Origin of the sequence: Microbacterium sp. AG790, assembly GCF_003634765.1 — a bacterium.
Taxonomy (GTDB): domain Bacteria; phylum Actinomycetota; class Actinomycetes; order Actinomycetales; family Microbacteriaceae; genus Microbacterium.
Map to the genome: position 1 here is coordinate 37917 of NZ_RBWZ01000001.1, position 16448 is coordinate 54364.

The 16448-nt window shown below is 71.4% G+C and carries 13 protein-coding genes; 10 read left to right on the forward strand and 3 right to left on the reverse strand.

Annotated elements, in window-relative coordinates; genetic code table 11:
- Nucleotides 1–128 precede the first annotated feature (128 nt).
- Complete coding sequence (locus tag DEU37_RS00200; protein WP_121188721.1) at nt 129–974, forward strand: endonuclease domain-containing protein; 846 nt, start codon at nt 129–131, stop codon at nt 972–974.
- Nucleotides 975–1219: 245 nt separating this feature from the next.
- Complete coding sequence (locus DEU37_RS00205) at nt 1220–2908, forward strand: ABC-F family ATP-binding cassette domain-containing protein (RefSeq protein ID WP_121188722.1); 1689 nt, start codon at nt 1220–1222, stop codon at nt 2906–2908.
- A 33-nt stretch (nt 2909–2941) separates the two neighbouring features.
- On the opposite strand, the gene DEU37_RS00210 is transcribed toward DEU37_RS00205, so the two are convergent.
- Complete coding sequence (locus DEU37_RS00210; protein ID WP_121188723.1) at nt 2942–4054, reverse strand: FAD-dependent oxidoreductase; 1113 nt, start codon at nt 4052–4054, stop codon at nt 2942–2944.
- An 86-nt stretch (nt 4055–4140) separates the two neighbouring features.
- On the opposite strand from DEU37_RS00210, the gene DEU37_RS00215 reads away from it, so the two are divergent.
- The 4 genes from DEU37_RS00215 to guaA are packed head-to-tail and all read left to right on the forward strand — an operon-like array spanning nt 4141 to nt 8144.
- Nucleotides 4141–5262 carry a GuaB3 family IMP dehydrogenase-related protein gene (locus DEU37_RS00215; protein ID WP_121188724.1) on the forward strand — a complete coding sequence of 374 codons (1122 nt, stop codon included), beginning with the start codon at nt 4141–4143 and terminating at the stop codon, nt 5260–5262.
- Nucleotides 5259–6083 carry an SURF1 family protein gene (locus DEU37_RS00220; protein WP_121188725.1) on the forward strand — a complete coding sequence of 275 codons (825 nt, stop codon included), beginning with the start codon at nt 5259–5261 and terminating at the stop codon, nt 6081–6083. Before DEU37_RS00215 ends, DEU37_RS00220 begins: the two co-directional genes overlap by 4 nt.
- 10 nt (nt 6084–6093) lie before the next feature.
- Complete coding sequence (locus tag DEU37_RS00225) at nt 6094–6564, forward strand: DUF3817 domain-containing protein (protein WP_005050375.1); 471 nt, start codon at nt 6094–6096, stop codon at nt 6562–6564.
- Nucleotides 6561–8144, forward strand: coding sequence for a glutamine-hydrolyzing GMP synthase (gene guaA, locus DEU37_RS00230; protein ID WP_121188726.1), 1584 nt, complete (start codon nt 6561–6563; stop codon nt 8142–8144). The genes DEU37_RS00225 and guaA overlap by 4 nt, the downstream gene beginning before the upstream one ends.
- A 295-nt stretch (nt 8145–8439) precedes the next feature.
- Here guaA and DEU37_RS00235 read toward each other — a convergent pair whose 3' ends face one another.
- Nucleotides 8440–9366 (reverse strand): Bax inhibitor-1/YccA family protein, encoded by a 927-nt coding sequence (locus DEU37_RS00235; protein ID WP_121188727.1) that lies wholly within the window; start codon nt 9364–9366, stop codon nt 8440–8442.
- 152 nt (nt 9367–9518) lie between these two features.
- Here DEU37_RS00235 and DEU37_RS00240 point away from each other — a divergent pair, with 152 nt between their 5' ends.
- From DEU37_RS00240 to DEU37_RS00255, 4 genes are all read left to right on the forward strand, one after another.
- Nucleotides 9519–10511 carry a glycerophosphodiester phosphodiesterase family protein gene (locus DEU37_RS00240; RefSeq protein WP_121188728.1) on the forward strand — a complete coding sequence of 331 codons (993 nt, stop codon included), beginning with the start codon at nt 9519–9521 and terminating at the stop codon, nt 10509–10511.
- A gap of 76 nt (nt 10512–10587) precedes the next feature.
- The gene (locus DEU37_RS00245) at nt 10588–11520 is read left to right on the forward strand and encodes an ABC transporter ATP-binding protein (RefSeq protein WP_121188729.1); all 933 of its coding nucleotides are present in this window, start codon (nt 10588–10590) and stop codon (nt 11518–11520) included.
- Nucleotides 11517–12602: an ABC transporter permease gene (locus DEU37_RS00250; RefSeq protein ID WP_121188730.1), complete on the forward strand. Its 1086-nt coding sequence runs from the start codon at nt 11517–11519 to the stop codon at nt 12600–12602. The genes DEU37_RS00245 and DEU37_RS00250 overlap by 4 nt, the downstream gene beginning before the upstream one ends.
- A gap of 128 nt (nt 12603–12730) precedes the next feature.
- Nucleotides 12731–15853, forward strand: a complete 3123-nt coding sequence (locus DEU37_RS00255; protein ID WP_121188731.1) for a S8 family serine peptidase — start codon at nt 12731–12733, stop codon at nt 15851–15853.
- 83 nt (nt 15854–15936) lie between these two features.
- On the opposite strand, the gene DEU37_RS00260 is transcribed toward DEU37_RS00255, so the two are convergent.
- Entirely contained in the window at nt 15937–16353 is a 417-nt protein-coding gene (locus tag DEU37_RS00260) for a hypothetical protein (RefSeq protein WP_121188732.1), read from the reverse strand.
- Nucleotides 16354–16448: the final 95 nt, after the last annotated feature.

Genomic DNA, 16448 nt, shown 5'->3' on the forward strand with positions numbered 1-16448 from the left:
TCGGGTGCGGAGTTCGTCACTTTTTGCGGAGTTCGTGAACTCCTCCCCAGCCGCCGTCGTGAGGCATGTCCCCGCAGATGGAGGCCTAGGCGCCCGGGCCGGCCCCGAGAGGCGGTCAGGATGCCGGTATGCAGCTCGTGCCTGTCTCGGACCGTCTTCACGGCATGGCGGTGCACCGTCAGCAGCTGCGGGGCGAGGGCTACAGTGCCGAGCAGCTCCGCGCGGCGGTGCGGTCGGGAGCGGTCGAGCTCTATCGTCGCGCGTGGTTCGTCGGGCGCGACGCGGCCGACGACCTGCGCGAGGCGGCGCGGTGGGGCGGGCGGGTGACCTGCACCACGTTCGCGCGCCGGCGAGGGTGGTGGATGCCCGAGGGCGTGGAGGAGGAGGTGCACCTGCACTTTCCGCCCGGATCGACGGGACCCCGCGCCCCCTGGGGCGGTGTCGCGCACTGGGCGCAGCCGATCGCGCCGCTCGGACGCTCGCTCGTGGCGACCGTCGAGGACGCGCTCGCACACATCGCCGTCTGCCTACCGCCGGAGCAGGCGCTCGTGCTCTGGGAGTCGGCCGCCGGTCTCGAACGCCTGGCGCCGGAGGCGCTCCGCGCGATCCGCTGGCCGTCGCGTGCGGCGGCGCTCGCCGCGGAGGTCACGGGGCTGGCCGACTCTGGTCTCGAGGTGCTGGTGTGTCGTCCCCTGCGCCGGCTGCGCGTTCGCGTGCGTCAACAGGTCTATCTGGCGGGAAGGCCCGTCGACGTCCTCGTCGGCGAGTGGCTCGTGATCCAGATCGACGGCTGGGCGCACCACTCATCGTCCACGCAGCGGTCCAAGGACATCTCGCACGATGCCGAACTGCGGCTGCGCGGCTACACCGTGCTGCGATTCTCCTACGCGCAGGTCGTGCACGATGCCGCCGGCGTCGAGCGCGCGATCCGCCGGGCGCTCGCCGCGGGACTGCACGACGTGCCCGCTCGCTGACGCACCCGCGACATCACGTCGCCCGCGGCATCCGTGCCCGCGGCGTCCCCGCCACCACGAACTCCGCAGATTCTTACGAAATCCGCATCCATCCGCGCGATCGGGTGCGGAGTTGGCGAGATCCTGCGGAGTTCGTGGGCCGGGCTCGCGCCGGACCCGGTGTGCGCGGTTCGCGCGAAGGGGCGCAGACCGGTTAGGCTGGTCGGCTCTGCGCCCGCACCGCGGCGGGGGCGGAAGGACCTGCTGTGGGCTACATCGACATCGCCGCCGTCTCGTTCGTGCTGCCCGACGGGCGGCCCCTGCTCGACGAGGTCACGTTCCGGGTCGCCGACGGCAAGACGACAGCGCTCATCGGTCCGAACGGGGCCGGCAAGACCACGCTCCTGCGTCTCATCCGCGGTGAGCTCGCCCCGCATTCCGGCGTCGTCACGATCGACGGCGGGCTCGGCGTCATGGATCAGTTCGTCGGCCACGGCACGGCGGAGCAGTCCATCCACGACCTGCTCGTCTCGGTGGCCCCGGCGCGCGTCGGTGCCGCCGCACGCGAGCTCGAGGATGCCGAGGCCGCCATCATCGACCGCGACGATCTCGACACGCAGATGCGCTACGCGAGCGCGCTGGCGGACTACGCCGAAGCGGGCGGCTACGAGTACGAGACCGTCTGGGACACCTGCACGATCGCGGCTCTCGGCATCCCCTTCGCCCGTGCCCGCTTCCGCGCGCTGACCAGCCTCTCGGGCGGCGAGCAGAAGCGTCTCGCGCTCGAAGCGCTGCTGCGCGGCCCGGACGAGGTGCTGCTGCTCGACGAGCCCGACAACTATCTCGACGTGCCCGGCAAACGCTGGCTCGAGGAGCGTCTGCGCGAGACCCCGAAGACCGTGCTGCTCGTCTCCCACGACCGCGAGTTGCTCGCCCGCGCCGCAGACCGCATCGTGACGCTCGAGCCGGGCGGCGCCGGCAGCAGCGCCTGGGTGCACGGCGGCGGCTTCGACGGCTACCACGCCGCGCGCGAAGACCGGATGGCCCGACTCGACGAGCTGCGCCGCCGCTGGGACGAGCAGCACCTCAAACTGCAGCGGTTCGTCGCGGACATGAAGGCGAAGGCGGCCGCCAGCGACGAGTTCGCCTCGCGTTACCGCGCCGCCCAGACGCGGCTCCGACGCTTCGAAGACGCCGGTCCGCCCGAGGAACGTCCCCCCGCGCAGAACCTCGACCTGCGCCTGCGCGGCGCGCGCACCGGCAAGCGCGCCGTCGTCGCGGAACGCCTGGAGCTGACCGGCCTGATGAAGCCGTTCGATCTGGAGGTCTGGTTCGGCGATCGCATCGCCGTGCTGGGCTCGAACGGATCGGGCAAGTCGCACTTCCTGCGACTGCTGGCCCGGGGCGGCACAGACCCCGACGCCCTCCTCGGGCACGTCACCGAGATCGGCGCCGCGCTCGAGCCGGTCGCCCACAGCGGGCGCGCCGTGCTCGGCGCCCGTGTGCGGCCCGGGTGGTTCGCCCAGACGCACCGCCACCCCGAGTACGCCGGACGTTCTCTGCTCGACATCCTCCATCGCGGCGACGACCGCAGAGCCGGGATGCCGAGGGATGCCGCAAGCTCCGCGCTCGACCGCTACGGCCTGGTCCGTCAGGCCGAGCAGAGCTTCGACAGCCTGTCGGGCGGGCAGCAGGCGCGCTTCCAGGTGCTGCTGCTGGAGCTGTCGGGCGCGACGCTGCTGCTGCTGGATGAGCCGACCGACAACCTCGACCTCGTCTCGGCGGAGGCCCTCGAAGAAGCCCTCGGACGATTCGAGGGCACGGTGCTGGCGGTCACGCACGACCGCTGGTTCGCGCGCTCCTTCGACCGCTTTCTGGTCTTCGGCGCCGACGGCCGGGTCGTGGAGTCCGATGAGCCGGTCTGGGACGAGGCGCGGGTGGCGCGGGCGCGATAGCGCCGCACCCGAGCTCCGCACCCGCGCGGCCGGTCACCCGCGCGGCAGGCGGAACGGCTCCGCGGCGCGGGCGTCGGCATCGAGCACCAGATCGGCGAGGGTGGCGCCCACGCCCGGGGCGAACTTGAAGCCCTGCCCCGAGAACCCGGCGCCCACCACGAGCGGTCCGACCCGGTCGAGCACGAACGCCTCGGTCGGCGTCGTCGTGTAGGTGCAGGAGATCGGGACGGCCGTGTCGGCGTCGAGGCCGGGAAACCACTCCCGCACGTAGTCGCGCAGCTCACGCTGGAGCACCGGGAGGTGCGGGCGCCGGTCGGGATCGATCTCGTCGCCGATGCCGTGGAAGCCGACCTTCACGCCCTCGCCCGGTGTCGGCATGCCGTAGACGTTCGCCGGCTGCGAGCCCGGAGCGACGAAGTGGTTGAACGATGGCCAGGGGCCTGCGATGGTCGCCGTGAAATGCGCCGGGGTCTCCTCCGTCACCCGCAGCGGCGGCAGAGGGATGCCGAGGTCCGCGAGCAGTCCGGAGGTCCAGGCGCCGACGGTCACGACGACCGCGTCGGCGCGAAGCGTCTCGGCATCCGTCACCACGCGCGCACCGTCGGCATCAGCTGCGACCGCACGCACACGCGTGTTCCACCGCACCTCGCCGCCCCCGCCGGCGATGCGACGCCCGAGCTCGCGCAGGGTCGCCGCCGCCCGGGCGACGCCGGCGTCGGGGGAGAACAGGACGGTCTCCTCGAAGCGCATCCCCGGCCAGCGCCGGCCGGCCGCGGCGCCGTCGAGGACCTCCGCCGGGATGCCGCGGGCACCCAGCTCGCCCGCGATCGCCGGGAGGTCGAGCGTCGTCGCGCTCCCGAGCGCGACGCCCGAGCCGTGGGAGACGAGGCCATGCAACCGCAGCAGAGGTTCGCCCTCCACCTCGCCGAGCGCATCCCAGCCTTCGCGCGCGCGGACCAGCAGGTCGAGGTAGTGGGCGTCGCCGTACGCATTGTTGAAGTTGCGGGTCTCGCCGTGCGAGGCGCCCTCGTGGTGGCCGCGGGCGAACCGCTCCAGCACGATCGGGCGCTCGCCGCGGCGCACGAGCTGCCACGCCGTCGCGAGCCCCATGACCCCGCCGCCCACGACGATGATGCGTTCCGACATGGCATCCCTTCTCCCGATGCTCCCATCCTGCCGTGTGGGCGTCGCGGGGGGAGGGCGGACACCGCGAGTAGGCTGAGGGGGTGACCATGGAGATCGAGCTCGGCCGCGCCAAGCGCGCCCGCCGTGCCTACGCGTTCGACGACATCGCGGTCGTGCCTTCGCGGCGCACCCGCAACCCCGAAGACGTGTCGACCGCCTGGTCGATCGATGCCTTCGGCTTCGAGATCCCGGTGCTGGGCGCGCCGATGGACTCCGTCATGAGTCCGCGCACCGCCATCATGCTCGGCCAGCTCGGCGGGCTGGGCGTGCTCGACCTCGAGGGCGTGTGGACCCGCTACGACGACCCCGAGCCGCTGCTCGCCGAGATCGCGTCGCTGCCGGCATCCGAGGCGACGCGCCGCATGCAGGAGCTGTACACCGAGCCGATCAAGCCCGAGCTGGTGCGCGACCGCCTCGCCGAGATCCGCGAGGCGGGCGTGACGGTCGCCGGATCGCTCACCCCGCAGCGCACGCAGGAGCTGTACGAGACCGTCGTCGCCGCCGGTGTCGACCTCTTCGTCATCCGCGGGACCACGGTGTCGGCCGAGCACGTCTCCAGCGTCGATGCGCCCCTGAATCTCAAGAAGTTCATCTACGACCTTGACGTGCCCGTCATCGTCGGCGGCGCGTCCACCTACACCGCGGCACTGCACCTCATGCGCACCGGAGCGGCCGGTGTGCTCGTCGGCTTCGGCGGGGGAGCGGCCTCGACCACCCGCGCGACCCTCGGCATCCACGCGCCGATGGCGACGGCCGTCGCCGATGTCGCCGGCGCGCGCCGCGACTACCTCGACGAGTCGGGCGGCCGCTACGTGCACGTCATCGCCGACGGCGGTGTCGGCACGTCGGGCGACATCGTCAAGGCGCTGGCGATGGGCGCGGATGCCGTCATGCTCGGCGTCGCGCTCGCGCGCGCGACCGACGCGCCCGGCCGGGGCTACCACTGGGGTCCCGAGGCGCACCACCCGAAGCTCCCGCGCGGCAAGCGCGTCGAGGTCGGACAGGTCGCCCCGCTGGAGGAGATCCTCTACGGCCCCGCTCCCGTCGCCGACGGCACCGCGAACCTCATCGGCGCGCTGAAGAAGTCGATGGCCACGACCGGCTACTCCGACCTCAAGGAGTTCCAGCGCGTCGAGGTCGTCGTCGCGCCCTACATGGCAGGTCGATGACCGCGGAGCCGTTCCCGCCCACGCTGCGCGAAGTCATGCTGCGCCCCTGGTGGCTCGGCATGCTCGTGTTCGCCCTCGTCGTCGCGGCGGTGTTCGCCTGGCTCGGCCAGTGGCAGCTGGGCCGCGCCATCGACACCTCGCCGCAGGCGCCCGGCGCCACCGAACAGGTGCGCCCGATCGCCGACGTGACCGCTCCCGGCGCCTACCTGCCCGAGCCGCTCGTCGGCCAGCGGGTGGAGGTGTCGGGCTCGTTCGTCGCCGACGACTTCCTCGTGGTCTCGTCGCGGTACAACGACGCCCAGCAGGGGTACTGGGTCACCGGGCAGTTCCGCACCGACGCGGCGACCCCCACCTCCCTGGCGGTCGCGGTCGGCTGGAGCGCCGACCGTGCGGTCGCGGATGCCGCGGCATCCACCCTCAACGCCGACCCGGGCGGCGCGCTCACCCTCACGGGGCGGCTCATCGCCGACGAGGGGCCCGTCGCGCCCCCGCGCGGGGCCGCGGCCACCGAGATGACGCGGATGTCGCCGGCCGCGCTGCTGAGCTGGTGGCACGACACCGACGAGCTTTCGGTGTACCGTTCCTACCTCGTCGCCGACGCCGGCGAACCCCTCGTCGGCGGGCTCGTCGCGATCGACTCTCCCGCGCCGGCGGAGGGCTCCAGCGTCAACTGGCTGAACATCTTCTACGCCGTCGAATGGGCCATCTTCGCGGGCTTCGCGTTCTACATGTGGTACCGGCTCGCACGCGACGCGTGGGAGAAGGAGGTCGAGGCGCTGGAGGAGGCGCAGGCCGCCGGAGCGGCCGCCCACGCCGACTAGACTTGACGGCATGCCTCAGCCCAAACTCGCCAGTTTTCCGGCGATCCGCGGGGCGCTCAGGTTCTACCAGATCGCCTCGGTGATCACGGGTGTGATGCTCCTGTCGCTGTGCGCCGAGATGATCGTCAAGTACGCGTTCGGCTACGAGCTGTTCGCGGGCGGCTCCGGGGGAGCGCTGTGGCTCCATCCCGTCGCCCTCGACGGGGGCGCTGACCTCACCGGCGGAGCGATCAACCTCTCCACCGGCATCCTCATCGCGCACGGCTGGTTCTACGTCGTCTATCTCTTCGCGTGCTTCCGCGTCTGGAGCCTCATGCGCTGGGGCTTCGTGCGCTTCATCGTGCTCGCGCTCGGCGGCATCGTGCCGCTGCTGTCGTTCTTCATGGAGGCGCGCGTCGCGCGCGAGGTGCGGGCCTACCTCGCCCAGCGCGAAGCCGACGAGTCCTCCGCCCCGATCCCCGCCACGGAAGGCAGCCGGTGACCACCCAGACCGAGACCGCTCAGCGTCCCGTCCTCGTCGTCGACTTCGGAGCCCAGTACGCGCAGCTCATCGCGCGTCGGGTGCGCGAGGCGGGTGTGTACAGCGAGCTCGTGCCGCACACCGTCACCGCGGCCGAGGTCGAGGCCAAGAACCCCGTCGCGATCATCCTCTCCGGCGGTCCGTCGTCGGTCTACGAGCCCGGGGCGCCTTCCCTCGACCCCGACGTGCTGCAGCTCGGCGTGCCGACGCTCGGCATCTGCTACGGCTTCCAGGTGATGGCTCAGCAGCTCGGCGGCGAGGTCGCCAACACGGGCCTGCGCGAGTACGGAGCGACGGATGCCGTCATCGTGAACGACGGCGGCGTGCTCCTCGGCGGTCAGCCGGCCGAGCAGAACGTCTGGATGAGCCACGGCGACCAGGTTGCCACGGCGCCGGCCGGCTTCGAGGTGCTCGCCTCGACGGCAGCGACACCGGTGGCGGCGTTCGGCAACGCCGAGAAGTGCTTCTACGGTGTGCAGTGGCACCCCGAGGTCAAGCACTCCGACTACGGCCAGGACGTCCTGACCAACTTCCTCCACAAGGCGGCGGGGCTTGCCGCCGACTGGAACAGCGGCAACGTCATCGCCGAGCAGATCGATCGCATCCGCGCGCAGGTCGGCTCCGGCCGCGTGCTGTCCGCGCTGTCGGGCGGGGTCGACTCGGCCGTGTCGACGGCGCTCGTGCACAAGGCCGTCGGCGACCAGCTCGTCGCCGTGTTCGTCGATCACGGCCTGCTGCGCAAGGGTGAGCGTGAGCAGGTCGAGAACGACTACGTCGCCTCCACGGGCGTGCGACTGATCACCGTCGATGCGCGCGAGACGTTCCTGAACGCGCTGGCCGGTGTCAGCGACCCCGAGCAGAAGCGCAAGATCATCGGCCGCGAGTTCATCCGCGCCTTCGAGAAGGTGCAGGCAGACCTGGTCGCCGAAGCGGCGGCTGAGGGCGAGCCCATCCGCTTCCTCGTGCAGGGCACCCTCTACCCCGACGTGGTCGAGTCCGGCGGCGGAGCCGGCACCGCGAACATCAAGAGCCACCACAACGTCGGCGGCCTGCCGGAGGACCTGCAGTTCGAGCTCGTCGAGCCGTTGCGTACCCTCTTCAAGGACGAGGTGCGTGCCATCGGCCGCGAGCTCGGGCTTCCCGAAGCGATCGTGGGACGTCAGCCCTTTCCGGGGCCCGGCCTCGGCATCCGCATCGTGGGCGAGGTCACCGCTGACCGTCTCGAGATCCTGCGTGACGCCGACGCCATCGCCCGTGAGGAGCTGACCAAGGCGGGCCTGGACGGCGAGATCTGGCAGTGCCCGGTCGTGCTCCTGGCCGACGTGCGCTCGGTGGGCGTGCAGGGCGACGGCCGCACCTACGGGCACCCGATCGTGCTGCGCCCCGTCTCCAGCGAAGACGCCATGACCGCCGACTGGACGCGCCTGCCCTACGACGTGCTGTCCAAGATCAGCAACCGCATCACCAACGAGGTCCGCGAGGTCAACCGGGTCGTGCTCGACGTCACGTCGAAGCCCCCGGGGACCATCGAGTGGGAGTGATCTGACCGGATGCCGGGATCGCGGGGGTTGCCCCGGGTCCCGGCATCCGTCGTTGCGGGGGGCGTCGCCGGCCCATGACGCCGGGGCGCGATGTTCCGTATTCAGTCTCGGCGGAGTTTCTGCGACACCGCTCCCGGGTGGTGGCGCGGCCGACACCGGGATGCCGCCGCGCGCAGACTGAGTACGCAACGGCCGGGGGCGGGGTCGGGAAGCCGGGCCCGTGGGGATGCCGAGGCATGCGAAAGGCCCGCCCGGCGGGAGCCGGACGGGCCTTCGTGCGCGGATGCGTCGCGCGCTAGTTGTTGCCGCGGAGGATCGCGATCATGCGGAGGATCTCGACGTAGAGCCAGACGACCGTGACCATGATGCCGAAGCCGCCGAGCCAGCCGAACTCGCGGGGAGCGCCGTTGCGCACGCCCTGCTGGATCTGATCGAAGTCGAGCACCAGCGAGTAGGCGGCCATGATGACCACCAGCACGCCGATGATCAGGCCGAGCGGGATGCCGGCGATCTTGACGTTGCTGTAGAGGCCGAACGCGCCGCCGGTGCCGGCTGCGCCGAACATCATGAGCACGACGTTCAGCAGGCCGAAGACCAGGTAGCCGATCATCGCGACCATGAAGATCTTCGTGGCGCGGGCGCTCGCGCGCACCTTGCCGCTCGCGAACAGCGCCAGCGTGACGCCCACGACCGACAGCGTGGCGAGGGTCGCCTGCATGACGATGCCGGGCCAGATGAACTCGAAGTAGGCGGAGATGCCGCCGACGAACAGGCCCTCGAAGGCCGCGTAGCCGAAGATCAGCGCGGGGCGGATCTTCTTGCGCGACGTGAACGAGACGACCATCGCCAGCACGAAGCCGCCGAGCATGCCGATGATCCACGGCACGATCGTGATCTGCGAGGAACGTGCGACGTCGGTGGGCGAGAAGGCGCCGCCCAGCGTCCACACCCAGCCGATGACGGCCGTGACGAGGAGGATCGCGAACAGGCCCACCGTCTTGGCGACGGTGTCCTCGACGGTCATGCGGCCGGTCTGGTGCGACGCGGCGGCGGGGGCGGCGAAAGCGCCCTCGAGCTGGGCGTTCACCGCGGCATCCGTCACCTGGTGCGACGTCGCGGCGTAGGCGGTCGAGGCGCCGGGCTGCGGCGCGGCGGGCGGCGTGAGGCCGGGGCGCTGCTCTTGGAAGGCGGGGTTGTTGAAGGCGAAGTTGCCGGAGGCCATGGTCTCTTTCCACTCCCTAGGGTGCACCGGTCGGGTGCACAGCGAGGTGCTGTGGATAACAGGCTATCGGACGGTCGGGCCGCATCGTCGGGCGCCGGCTGTGTCGCTGCTGTGAAGCCGCTCAGACGAGCCTCGATCGGTAGCCTGGGGCCATGCCTCGTGCCCGCCCGTTGGTGATCGGTCACCGTGGTGCCCCCGGATACCGCCCCGAGCACACCCGCTCCTCCTACGAGCTGGCGCTGGCGATGGGAGTGGATGCCGTCGAACCGGATGTCGTCTTCACGAAGGACGCGGTGGCCGTCGTCCGGCATGAGAACGAGATCTCGGGGACGACCGACGTCGCAGACCGCCCCGAGTTCGCGGACCGCCGCACGACGAAGCCGGTCGACGGTGTGCCGCAGACGGGCTGGTTCACGGAGGACTTCACCTGGGCGGAGCTGTCGACGCTGCGCTGTCGCGAACGGCTGCCGCACCTGCGTCCCGGCAGCGCGGCCTTCGACGACACGGAGCCGCCGCTGCGCCTGCGCGACCTGCTCGATCTCGTCGCGGCGGCCTCACGTCAGCAGGGGCGCGACATCGGCGTCGTCCTGGAGATCAAGCACGCCACCTCGTTCGGCGCCCTCGGCTTCGCCGTGGCCGACCTGATCGCCGCGGAGCTGCGCGCCGCGGGGTGGGCGGAGGGAGCGCGCTCGCTGTTCGTCGAATCGTTCGAGCTCGCCGTGTTGCGCGAACTGCGTGCGCGCGGCATCCCCGCAACGTACGTCTACCTCGTCGAGGCCGACGGCGCGCCGTTCGATCTCGTCGCGGCCCACGGCGCGGCGGCGACCCCGTATCGCGCGCAGGTCAGCGCCGACGGGCTGGCGCGGCTGGCGGACGAGGTGGACGGCATCAGCGTCGACAAAGCGATGCTCCTGAGTCCGTCGGCGCGGGGGGCCGAACTGGTCGCCGACGCCCACGCGGAGGGGCTCGCGGTGTTCACGTGGACGTGTCGTCCCGAGAACGCGTTCGTGGCGCCCGCGTTTCGCCGCGGAGATGACGATGCCGCGTTCGGCGACTACGCCGCCGAGTGGGGCGTGATCCGGGATGCCGGCCTCGACGGCGTCTTCGTCGATCACGCCGATCTCGGGGTGGCGTTCTTCCGCTGACCGGCCCTCACCACGGCCGCTGAGTGTTCACCGTGCGCTTCGCAGCCCCGGCACAGCTCTCGCATAGGGTGAGGGCATGACCCTCCCCGGCATCGTCGTCACCGGAGTGCGCCGCTCGTTCGGACACGTGCATGCCGTGCGCGATGTCTCATTGGAGGCGCGGGCGGGCGCCGTCACCGGCCTCGTCGGCCCGAACGGCTCGGGCAAGACCACGCTCATGCTCATGCTGGCCTCGCTCCTCGCCCCCGACGCGGGCACCATCCGCATCGGCGGCGTCGACCCCCTCGCCGAGCCCGCCGCCGCCCGCGCGCTGCTCGGCTGGATGCCCGACGCCCTCGGCGCATGGCCGACCCTCACCGCCCGCGAGACGCTCGTCATGACCGGCCGCCTCTACGGCTTGGATGCCGAGGCCGCCCGGGCGGGCGCCGCACGGCTGCTCGACGAGGTGGGGCTCGGGATGCTGTCGGACGCGCCGGCGCGCGTGCTGTCGCGGGGGCAGAAGCAGCGCCTCGGCCTCGCGCGCGCCCTCGTGCACGATCCCCGCGTGCTGCTGCTGGATGAGCCGGCCTCGGGCCTGGATCCGCAGGCGCGCATCGACCTGCGCGTGCTGGTGCGCCGCCTCGCCGCACAGGGGCGCACCATCCTCATCTCCAGCCACATCCTCTCCGAGCTCGAGGAAGTCGTCGATGAGGCGGTGTTCCTCGTCGACGGCGCCACGGTGAGCAGTGAGCGGGTCGCGGCGGCGGCGACACGCCTGCGGACGTGGCGCATCCGCCTCGCCGACCGTGATGCGACGGCGGCGGTGCTGCCGGTCGCCCAGACACTGGGCCTGGACGCCGCCCTCGTCCCGATCGATCGGCGCGACCTGCTGGTCTCGTTCGCGAGCGATGACGACGCGGCATCCGCTCTCGCCGCCCTCATCCGGGCCGGCCTGCCGGTGGCGGAGTTCGCGGCGGCGACGGGACTTCTGGAACACACGTTCCTCGACCTCGGGGGAGAACGCTCATGAACGCCGCGCGTCTGTGGACGATCGCCCGCCTCGAGCTGCTCCAGCGGGTGCGCACCGTGTCGTGGTACGTGCTGCTCGGCGTGTTCGCGCTGCTGCTCGTCGGTGTCACCGCTCTGGCCTACCTGGCCTACGGCGGCTGGGGGCAGAGCGGCCCCGGCATCTACTCCGTCGTCGTCTGCGTCACGCTGCTGCTCGTGCTGCTGGTCTCACCCACCCTCAGTGGCAACAGCATCAACGGCGACCGGGATGCCGCGACACTCGCACCCGTGCAGGTGACGCTCGTGACGACGGGCGAGATCCTCCTCGGCAAGTTCGTCGCCGGCTGGATCACCGGACTGGCCTTCGCCGCCGTGGCGGCGCCGTTCCTGGTGATCGCCACCTTCGCGGGCGGCGTCGATCCGCTCACCGTGGTCATCTCGCTCGTCGTGCTCGTGGTCGAGACCGGTGTCGTCGCCGCGATCGGCGTGGCGCTGTCGGGCCTGCTCGCGCGTCCGCTGTTCTCGGTCGCCACGACCTACCTCGTCGTCGCGGCGCTCACCGTCGGAACGCCGCTGGGTTTCGGGCTGATCGGCGCCGCGGTCTCCAGCGAAGGCACCTCGATCACCCGCTCCTACGAATCCGGTCCCGATGGGGCGCCGCTGTGCCAGGACGGTGCCCGCTTCTGCGGCGATGCGCCGGAGAAGTTCGTCTGCGGCGAGTGGCAGACCGGCACCTACCGGGTGCCGCGCTTCGACTACGTATGGTGGCTGCTGTCGGCCAACCCCTTCGTGATCCTCGGCGACGCCACGCCCACCCGGTTCAGCGAGTACGGCTACCCCGACGATCTCTTCGGCTCGCTGAAGCTGTCGGTTCGTTCGGCGCAGCTGCCTCCGTCGCTCGAACAACGGTGGGACGACTGCGCGCCGGGAGTGCACCTCGACTCGACGCAGCCCACCCCGCGCGAGATCATCGACGAGACCGTCCCGAGCTGGTTCGTGGGCCTCGCCGTCCAGGTGCTGCTGGCGGGCCTGCTGCTGTGGGGTGCGTGGGCCCGCACCCGCACGCCGGCGCGTTCGCTGCCCCCGGGAACACGCATCGCATAGACCTTCGGATGAACTCGGATGAGGATCCTCTCATCCGCCTTTCGCCTCGTGCAGGGGATGCATAGCCTCCATACAGCCATGTCCTACCCCGATGTGGCACACCCCCCTGCACGAAAGGCGGTCTTCCCTTGCAACCACCACGGCAACGACGCATCCTCGCCACGGCAGGTGCGATAGCACTGCTGCTTCCCTCCACGGCCGCGTTCGCCGCGAATCCCGACGACCTCGACCCGTCGTCACGGTTCCTCGCCGCGGCATCCGCCGGAAAGATCTCGACGGCGTTCACGTCGGCGGCCATCGACGCCGACGGACTCGTGAGCGTCGTGGTCGAGATGACGGGCGACCCCGTCGCCGTCGTCGAAGCCGAGCAGGGCCGCGAGCTCAGTGAGGGCGAGCGGGGAGACGTGAAGAGCCGTCTCAAGGATGCGCAGGAGCCGGTGACCTCGGCGATCGAGGACAAGGGCGGCTCGGTGCAGGCCGAGATGCAGTCGGCCTACAACGGTGTGCAGGCGAAGGTGCCGGCTGCCGAGCTCGACACGATCGCCGCGCTGCCGAACGTCGTCGCCATCCATCCCGTGCGCAAGTACACCGTCGACAACGCCGTCTCGGTTCCCTTCCTCGGCGTCCCCCAGGTGTGGGAGAGCACCGGTTACACGGGGCAGAACGTCAAGGTCGCCATCATCGACACCGGCATCGACTACACCCACGCCACCTTCGGCGGACCGGGCACCGTGGCGGCGTTCGATGCCGCGAAGGCGAGTTCCGCCCAGCCCGCCGACCCGACGATGTACGGCCCCGACGCTCCGCGCGTCAAGGGCGGCATCGATCTCGTCGGCGACGACTACAACGCCGACCCGAACAGCGCCTCCTACCAGCCGGTCCCGCACCCCGACGACAACCCGCTCGACTGCAACGGCCACGGCTCGCACGTCGCCGGCACCGCGGGCGGTTCGGGTGTGCTCGCCGACGGCACCACCTACCGCGGTCCGTACGACTCGACGACGCCGTCGAACCCGTTCCGCGTCGGCCCGGGCGTCGCCCCGCAGGTCGACCTGTACGCCGTGCGGGTCTTCGGGTGCGAAGGTTCGACCGATGTGGTCGTGCCCGCCCTGGACTGGGCCGTCGATCACGGCATGGACGTCGTGAACATGTCGCTCGGCTCGTCGTTCGGACGCGCTGACGACCCGGATGCCGTGGCCGCCGCCAACGCGGTCGGTGCCGGCGTCGTCGTGGTCGCCTCGTCCGGCAACGCGGGCCACAACCCGTACCTCACCGGCTCGCCGGGAACCGGCGACGGTGTGATCTCCGTGTCGGCCGTCGACAGCGCCGAGGGGTTCCCGGGCGCGACGATCACGGTCGGCGGCACCCCCGTCGAGGCGATCAACGCGAACGGCGCCTCCCTCGACGGGATCGGCGATCTGACGGTCGTGCGCCTCACCGGCGACAACGCGCTCGGATGCTCGCCGGCGGCGTTCACTGCCGCGGGAGTCGTGCCCGGCGGCAACCAGATCGCGGTCGTCGACCGCGGGTCGTGCGCCCGCGTCGCCAAGGCCATCTACGGCCAGCAGGCGGGAGCGGCGGCGGTGGTCATGGTGAACAACACCGATGACCTGCCCCCGTTCGAAGGCGTCGTGACGGCCAACGCCGACACCGGTGAGCCGTTCAACCTGACGATCCCGTTCCTCGGCGTGCGCTCCTCGAGCGGCCCCGCGTTCGCCGCCGGCGCCACGGCGAGCCTCGTTCCCACGCAGATCGCCAACCCGGGCTTCCGCGGCTACGCGTCGTTCAGCTCGTCGGGTCCGCGCTCGGGAGACAGTGCCATCAGCCCGGACGTCGCCGCCCCCGGCGTGTCGATCTCGTCGGCCGCGGTGGGCTCGGGCAACGGTGCGGCGATCCTGTCGGGCACCTCGATGGCCGCTCCGCACGTGGCGGGTGTGGCGGCGCTGTCCGCCGAGGCGCACCCATCGTGGACGGCTCCGCAGATCGCGGCATCCGTGGTGTCCACTGCCGACCCCGACAAGGTCGCCGGCCAGAGCCTGACGCTCGGCGGCGTGGGTCTCGTCGACGCTGCGCAGGCGGTGGCGACGACGGTGACCGCGACGGGCGACGCGTTCCGCACCGAGAGCGGCTGGGCGCGCGAGTCGGCGCTCAGCTTCGGCTTCCAGGAGTCGGCGCTCGGCTTCGGTGGCGTGAAGACCGTGACGGTGCGCAACGACGGGCCGACCGCGGTGCGCTACGACGTGTCGACGACCCCGTCGGCGCAGTCGAAGAAGGCGCGCATCCTGCTCTCGAACCGTTCCATCACCGTGCCGGCGGGTGGCTCGGCGAAGGTGCTGCTCATCGTCGCCGCCGCGGCGAAGGACGTGCCGAGCTCGGTGGGCGCCGACGACCAGTTCGCGTTCTCCGAGATCTCCGGTGACATCGTGCTCACGTCGTCCGACTCCACGCTGCGCGTGCCCTACCTGCTCGTGCCGCGCGCCGACAGCACGGTGCGCGCGACGATGAACGGCCCGTGGTTCAGCGGCAAGCAGAAGGTCGCCGACGGCACCAAGAAGCTGACGCTGCGCAACCTCGCCGGCGCCCTGCCGGCCGGTGCCGACGTGTACACGTGGGGTCTGTCCGACCCGCAGGACGCCAGCAAGACGTTGGCCGACACCGGGTACGACATCCGTGCGGTCGGGGTGCAGTCCTTCCCCGACGGCGACGACACGCTGATGGTGTTCGCGATGAACATGCACCACCGCTGGTCGAACGCGGCCGCGAACGAGTACGACATTGTGATCGACAGCGATCGCGACGGCACCCCCGACTGGATCGTCCTGTCAGCCGACTCGGGCGGGGTCCGCAACGGCGACACCAACGGCCTGTCCGAGGTGTTCATCGTCAACGCCAAGACGAAGGAGACGGCCGCGGCGGGCTTCCTCACGCAGGCGCCGACCGACAGCAGCACACTGCTGATGCCGGTGCGGGCGAGCGATCTGGGCATCACCGGGGCGTTCTCGTACACGGCCCAGACCTTCGCGTCCAACGACGCGTCGGACGCGGTGGACGGGTGGGCGACGTATGACCCGACCGCGCCGGCGATCACCAACGGTCAGTTCGTCACGGTGCCGCAGCGCGGTTCGGCGAGCGTCGAGGTCGGCTTCAACGCGAAGCAGATCGAGGCGCAGAAGCCGCTCGGCTCGATGGTGGTCGTGATGGACAACGCGTCCGGCGCCGATGAGGCGCTGCTGCTGCCGCTGAAGAAGTAGCCCCGGCGAGACGGAGGAGGGGGTGGATGCCGCGGCATCCACCCCCTCCTCCTGTGTTTGCGCTGTCGCGCGGGCGGCGCGGGTCAGGCGCCGCAGAGCTTCGGTTCGGCGCCCTGACCGAACCGGTAGTCGTAGGTCTTGCCGTCGACCGAGACGACGACGCGCATGCCGTCGATCTGCGCCTGCGTGTAGCTCTGGCCTGGCGACGGGCACCCGAGCGAGCCGTCGTTGAACGTCACCGCCTCGGAGGATACGAGCTGCGGGGTGCCCGTCACGCCCCGCTTCGTGAGGTCGGCGACGAGGGCGTCCCACCGGCTCTGGGGTACGGCGATCGCCGGTCCGCTCGGGCCGATGGGGCCAGGCGTCGTCGTCTGCAGCGGCGGGCGGGTGGATGGGGAGACGCCCGACATTTCGGGTGCGGGATCGGTGCTGCCGGAGCTGCACGAGGTGAGCGCGAGCGCCGCCAGGGCGATCGCAGTCAGGATCGGGGTTCTGCGCATGGGGGCCTCCTCGCGCCGACGGATGCGGTGTGCCGGATGAAGCGAGGGTAGGCCCCGTGCCTGCGAATGCGCGGGGAGAACGGGGACTCGGCTGG

Coding starts and splice junctions, on each gene's coding strand:
- DEU37_RS00200 (WP_121188721.1), top strand. CDS start 129: ATGCAGCTCGTGCCTGTCTCGGACCGTCTTCACGGCATGGCGGTGCAC.
- DEU37_RS00210 (WP_121188723.1), bottom strand. CDS start 4,054: ATGTCGGAACGCATCATCGTCGTGGGCGGCGGGGTCATGGGGCTCGCG.
- DEU37_RS00215 (WP_121188724.1), top strand. CDS start 4,141: ATGGAGATCGAGCTCGGCCGCGCCAAGCGCGCCCGCCGTGCCTACGCG.
- DEU37_RS00220 (WP_121188725.1), top strand. CDS start 5,259: ATGACCGCGGAGCCGTTCCCGCCCACGCTGCGCGAAGTCATGCTGCGC.
- DEU37_RS00225 (WP_005050375.1), top strand. CDS start 6,094: ATGCCTCAGCCCAAACTCGCCAGTTTTCCGGCGATCCGCGGGGCGCTC.
- DEU37_RS00235 (WP_121188727.1), bottom strand. CDS start 9,366: ATGGCCTCCGGCAACTTCGCCTTCAACAACCCCGCCTTCCAAGAGCAG.
- DEU37_RS00240 (WP_121188728.1), top strand. CDS start 9,519: ATGCCTCGTGCCCGCCCGTTGGTGATCGGTCACCGTGGTGCCCCCGGA.
- DEU37_RS00245 (WP_121188729.1), top strand. CDS start 10,588: ATGACCCTCCCCGGCATCGTCGTCACCGGAGTGCGCCGCTCGTTCGGA.
- DEU37_RS00250 (WP_121188730.1), top strand. CDS start 11,517: ATGAACGCCGCGCGTCTGTGGACGATCGCCCGCCTCGAGCTGCTCCAG.
- DEU37_RS00260 (WP_121188732.1), bottom strand. CDS start 16,353: ATGCGCAGAACCCCGATCCTGACTGCGATCGCCCTGGCGGCGCTCGCG.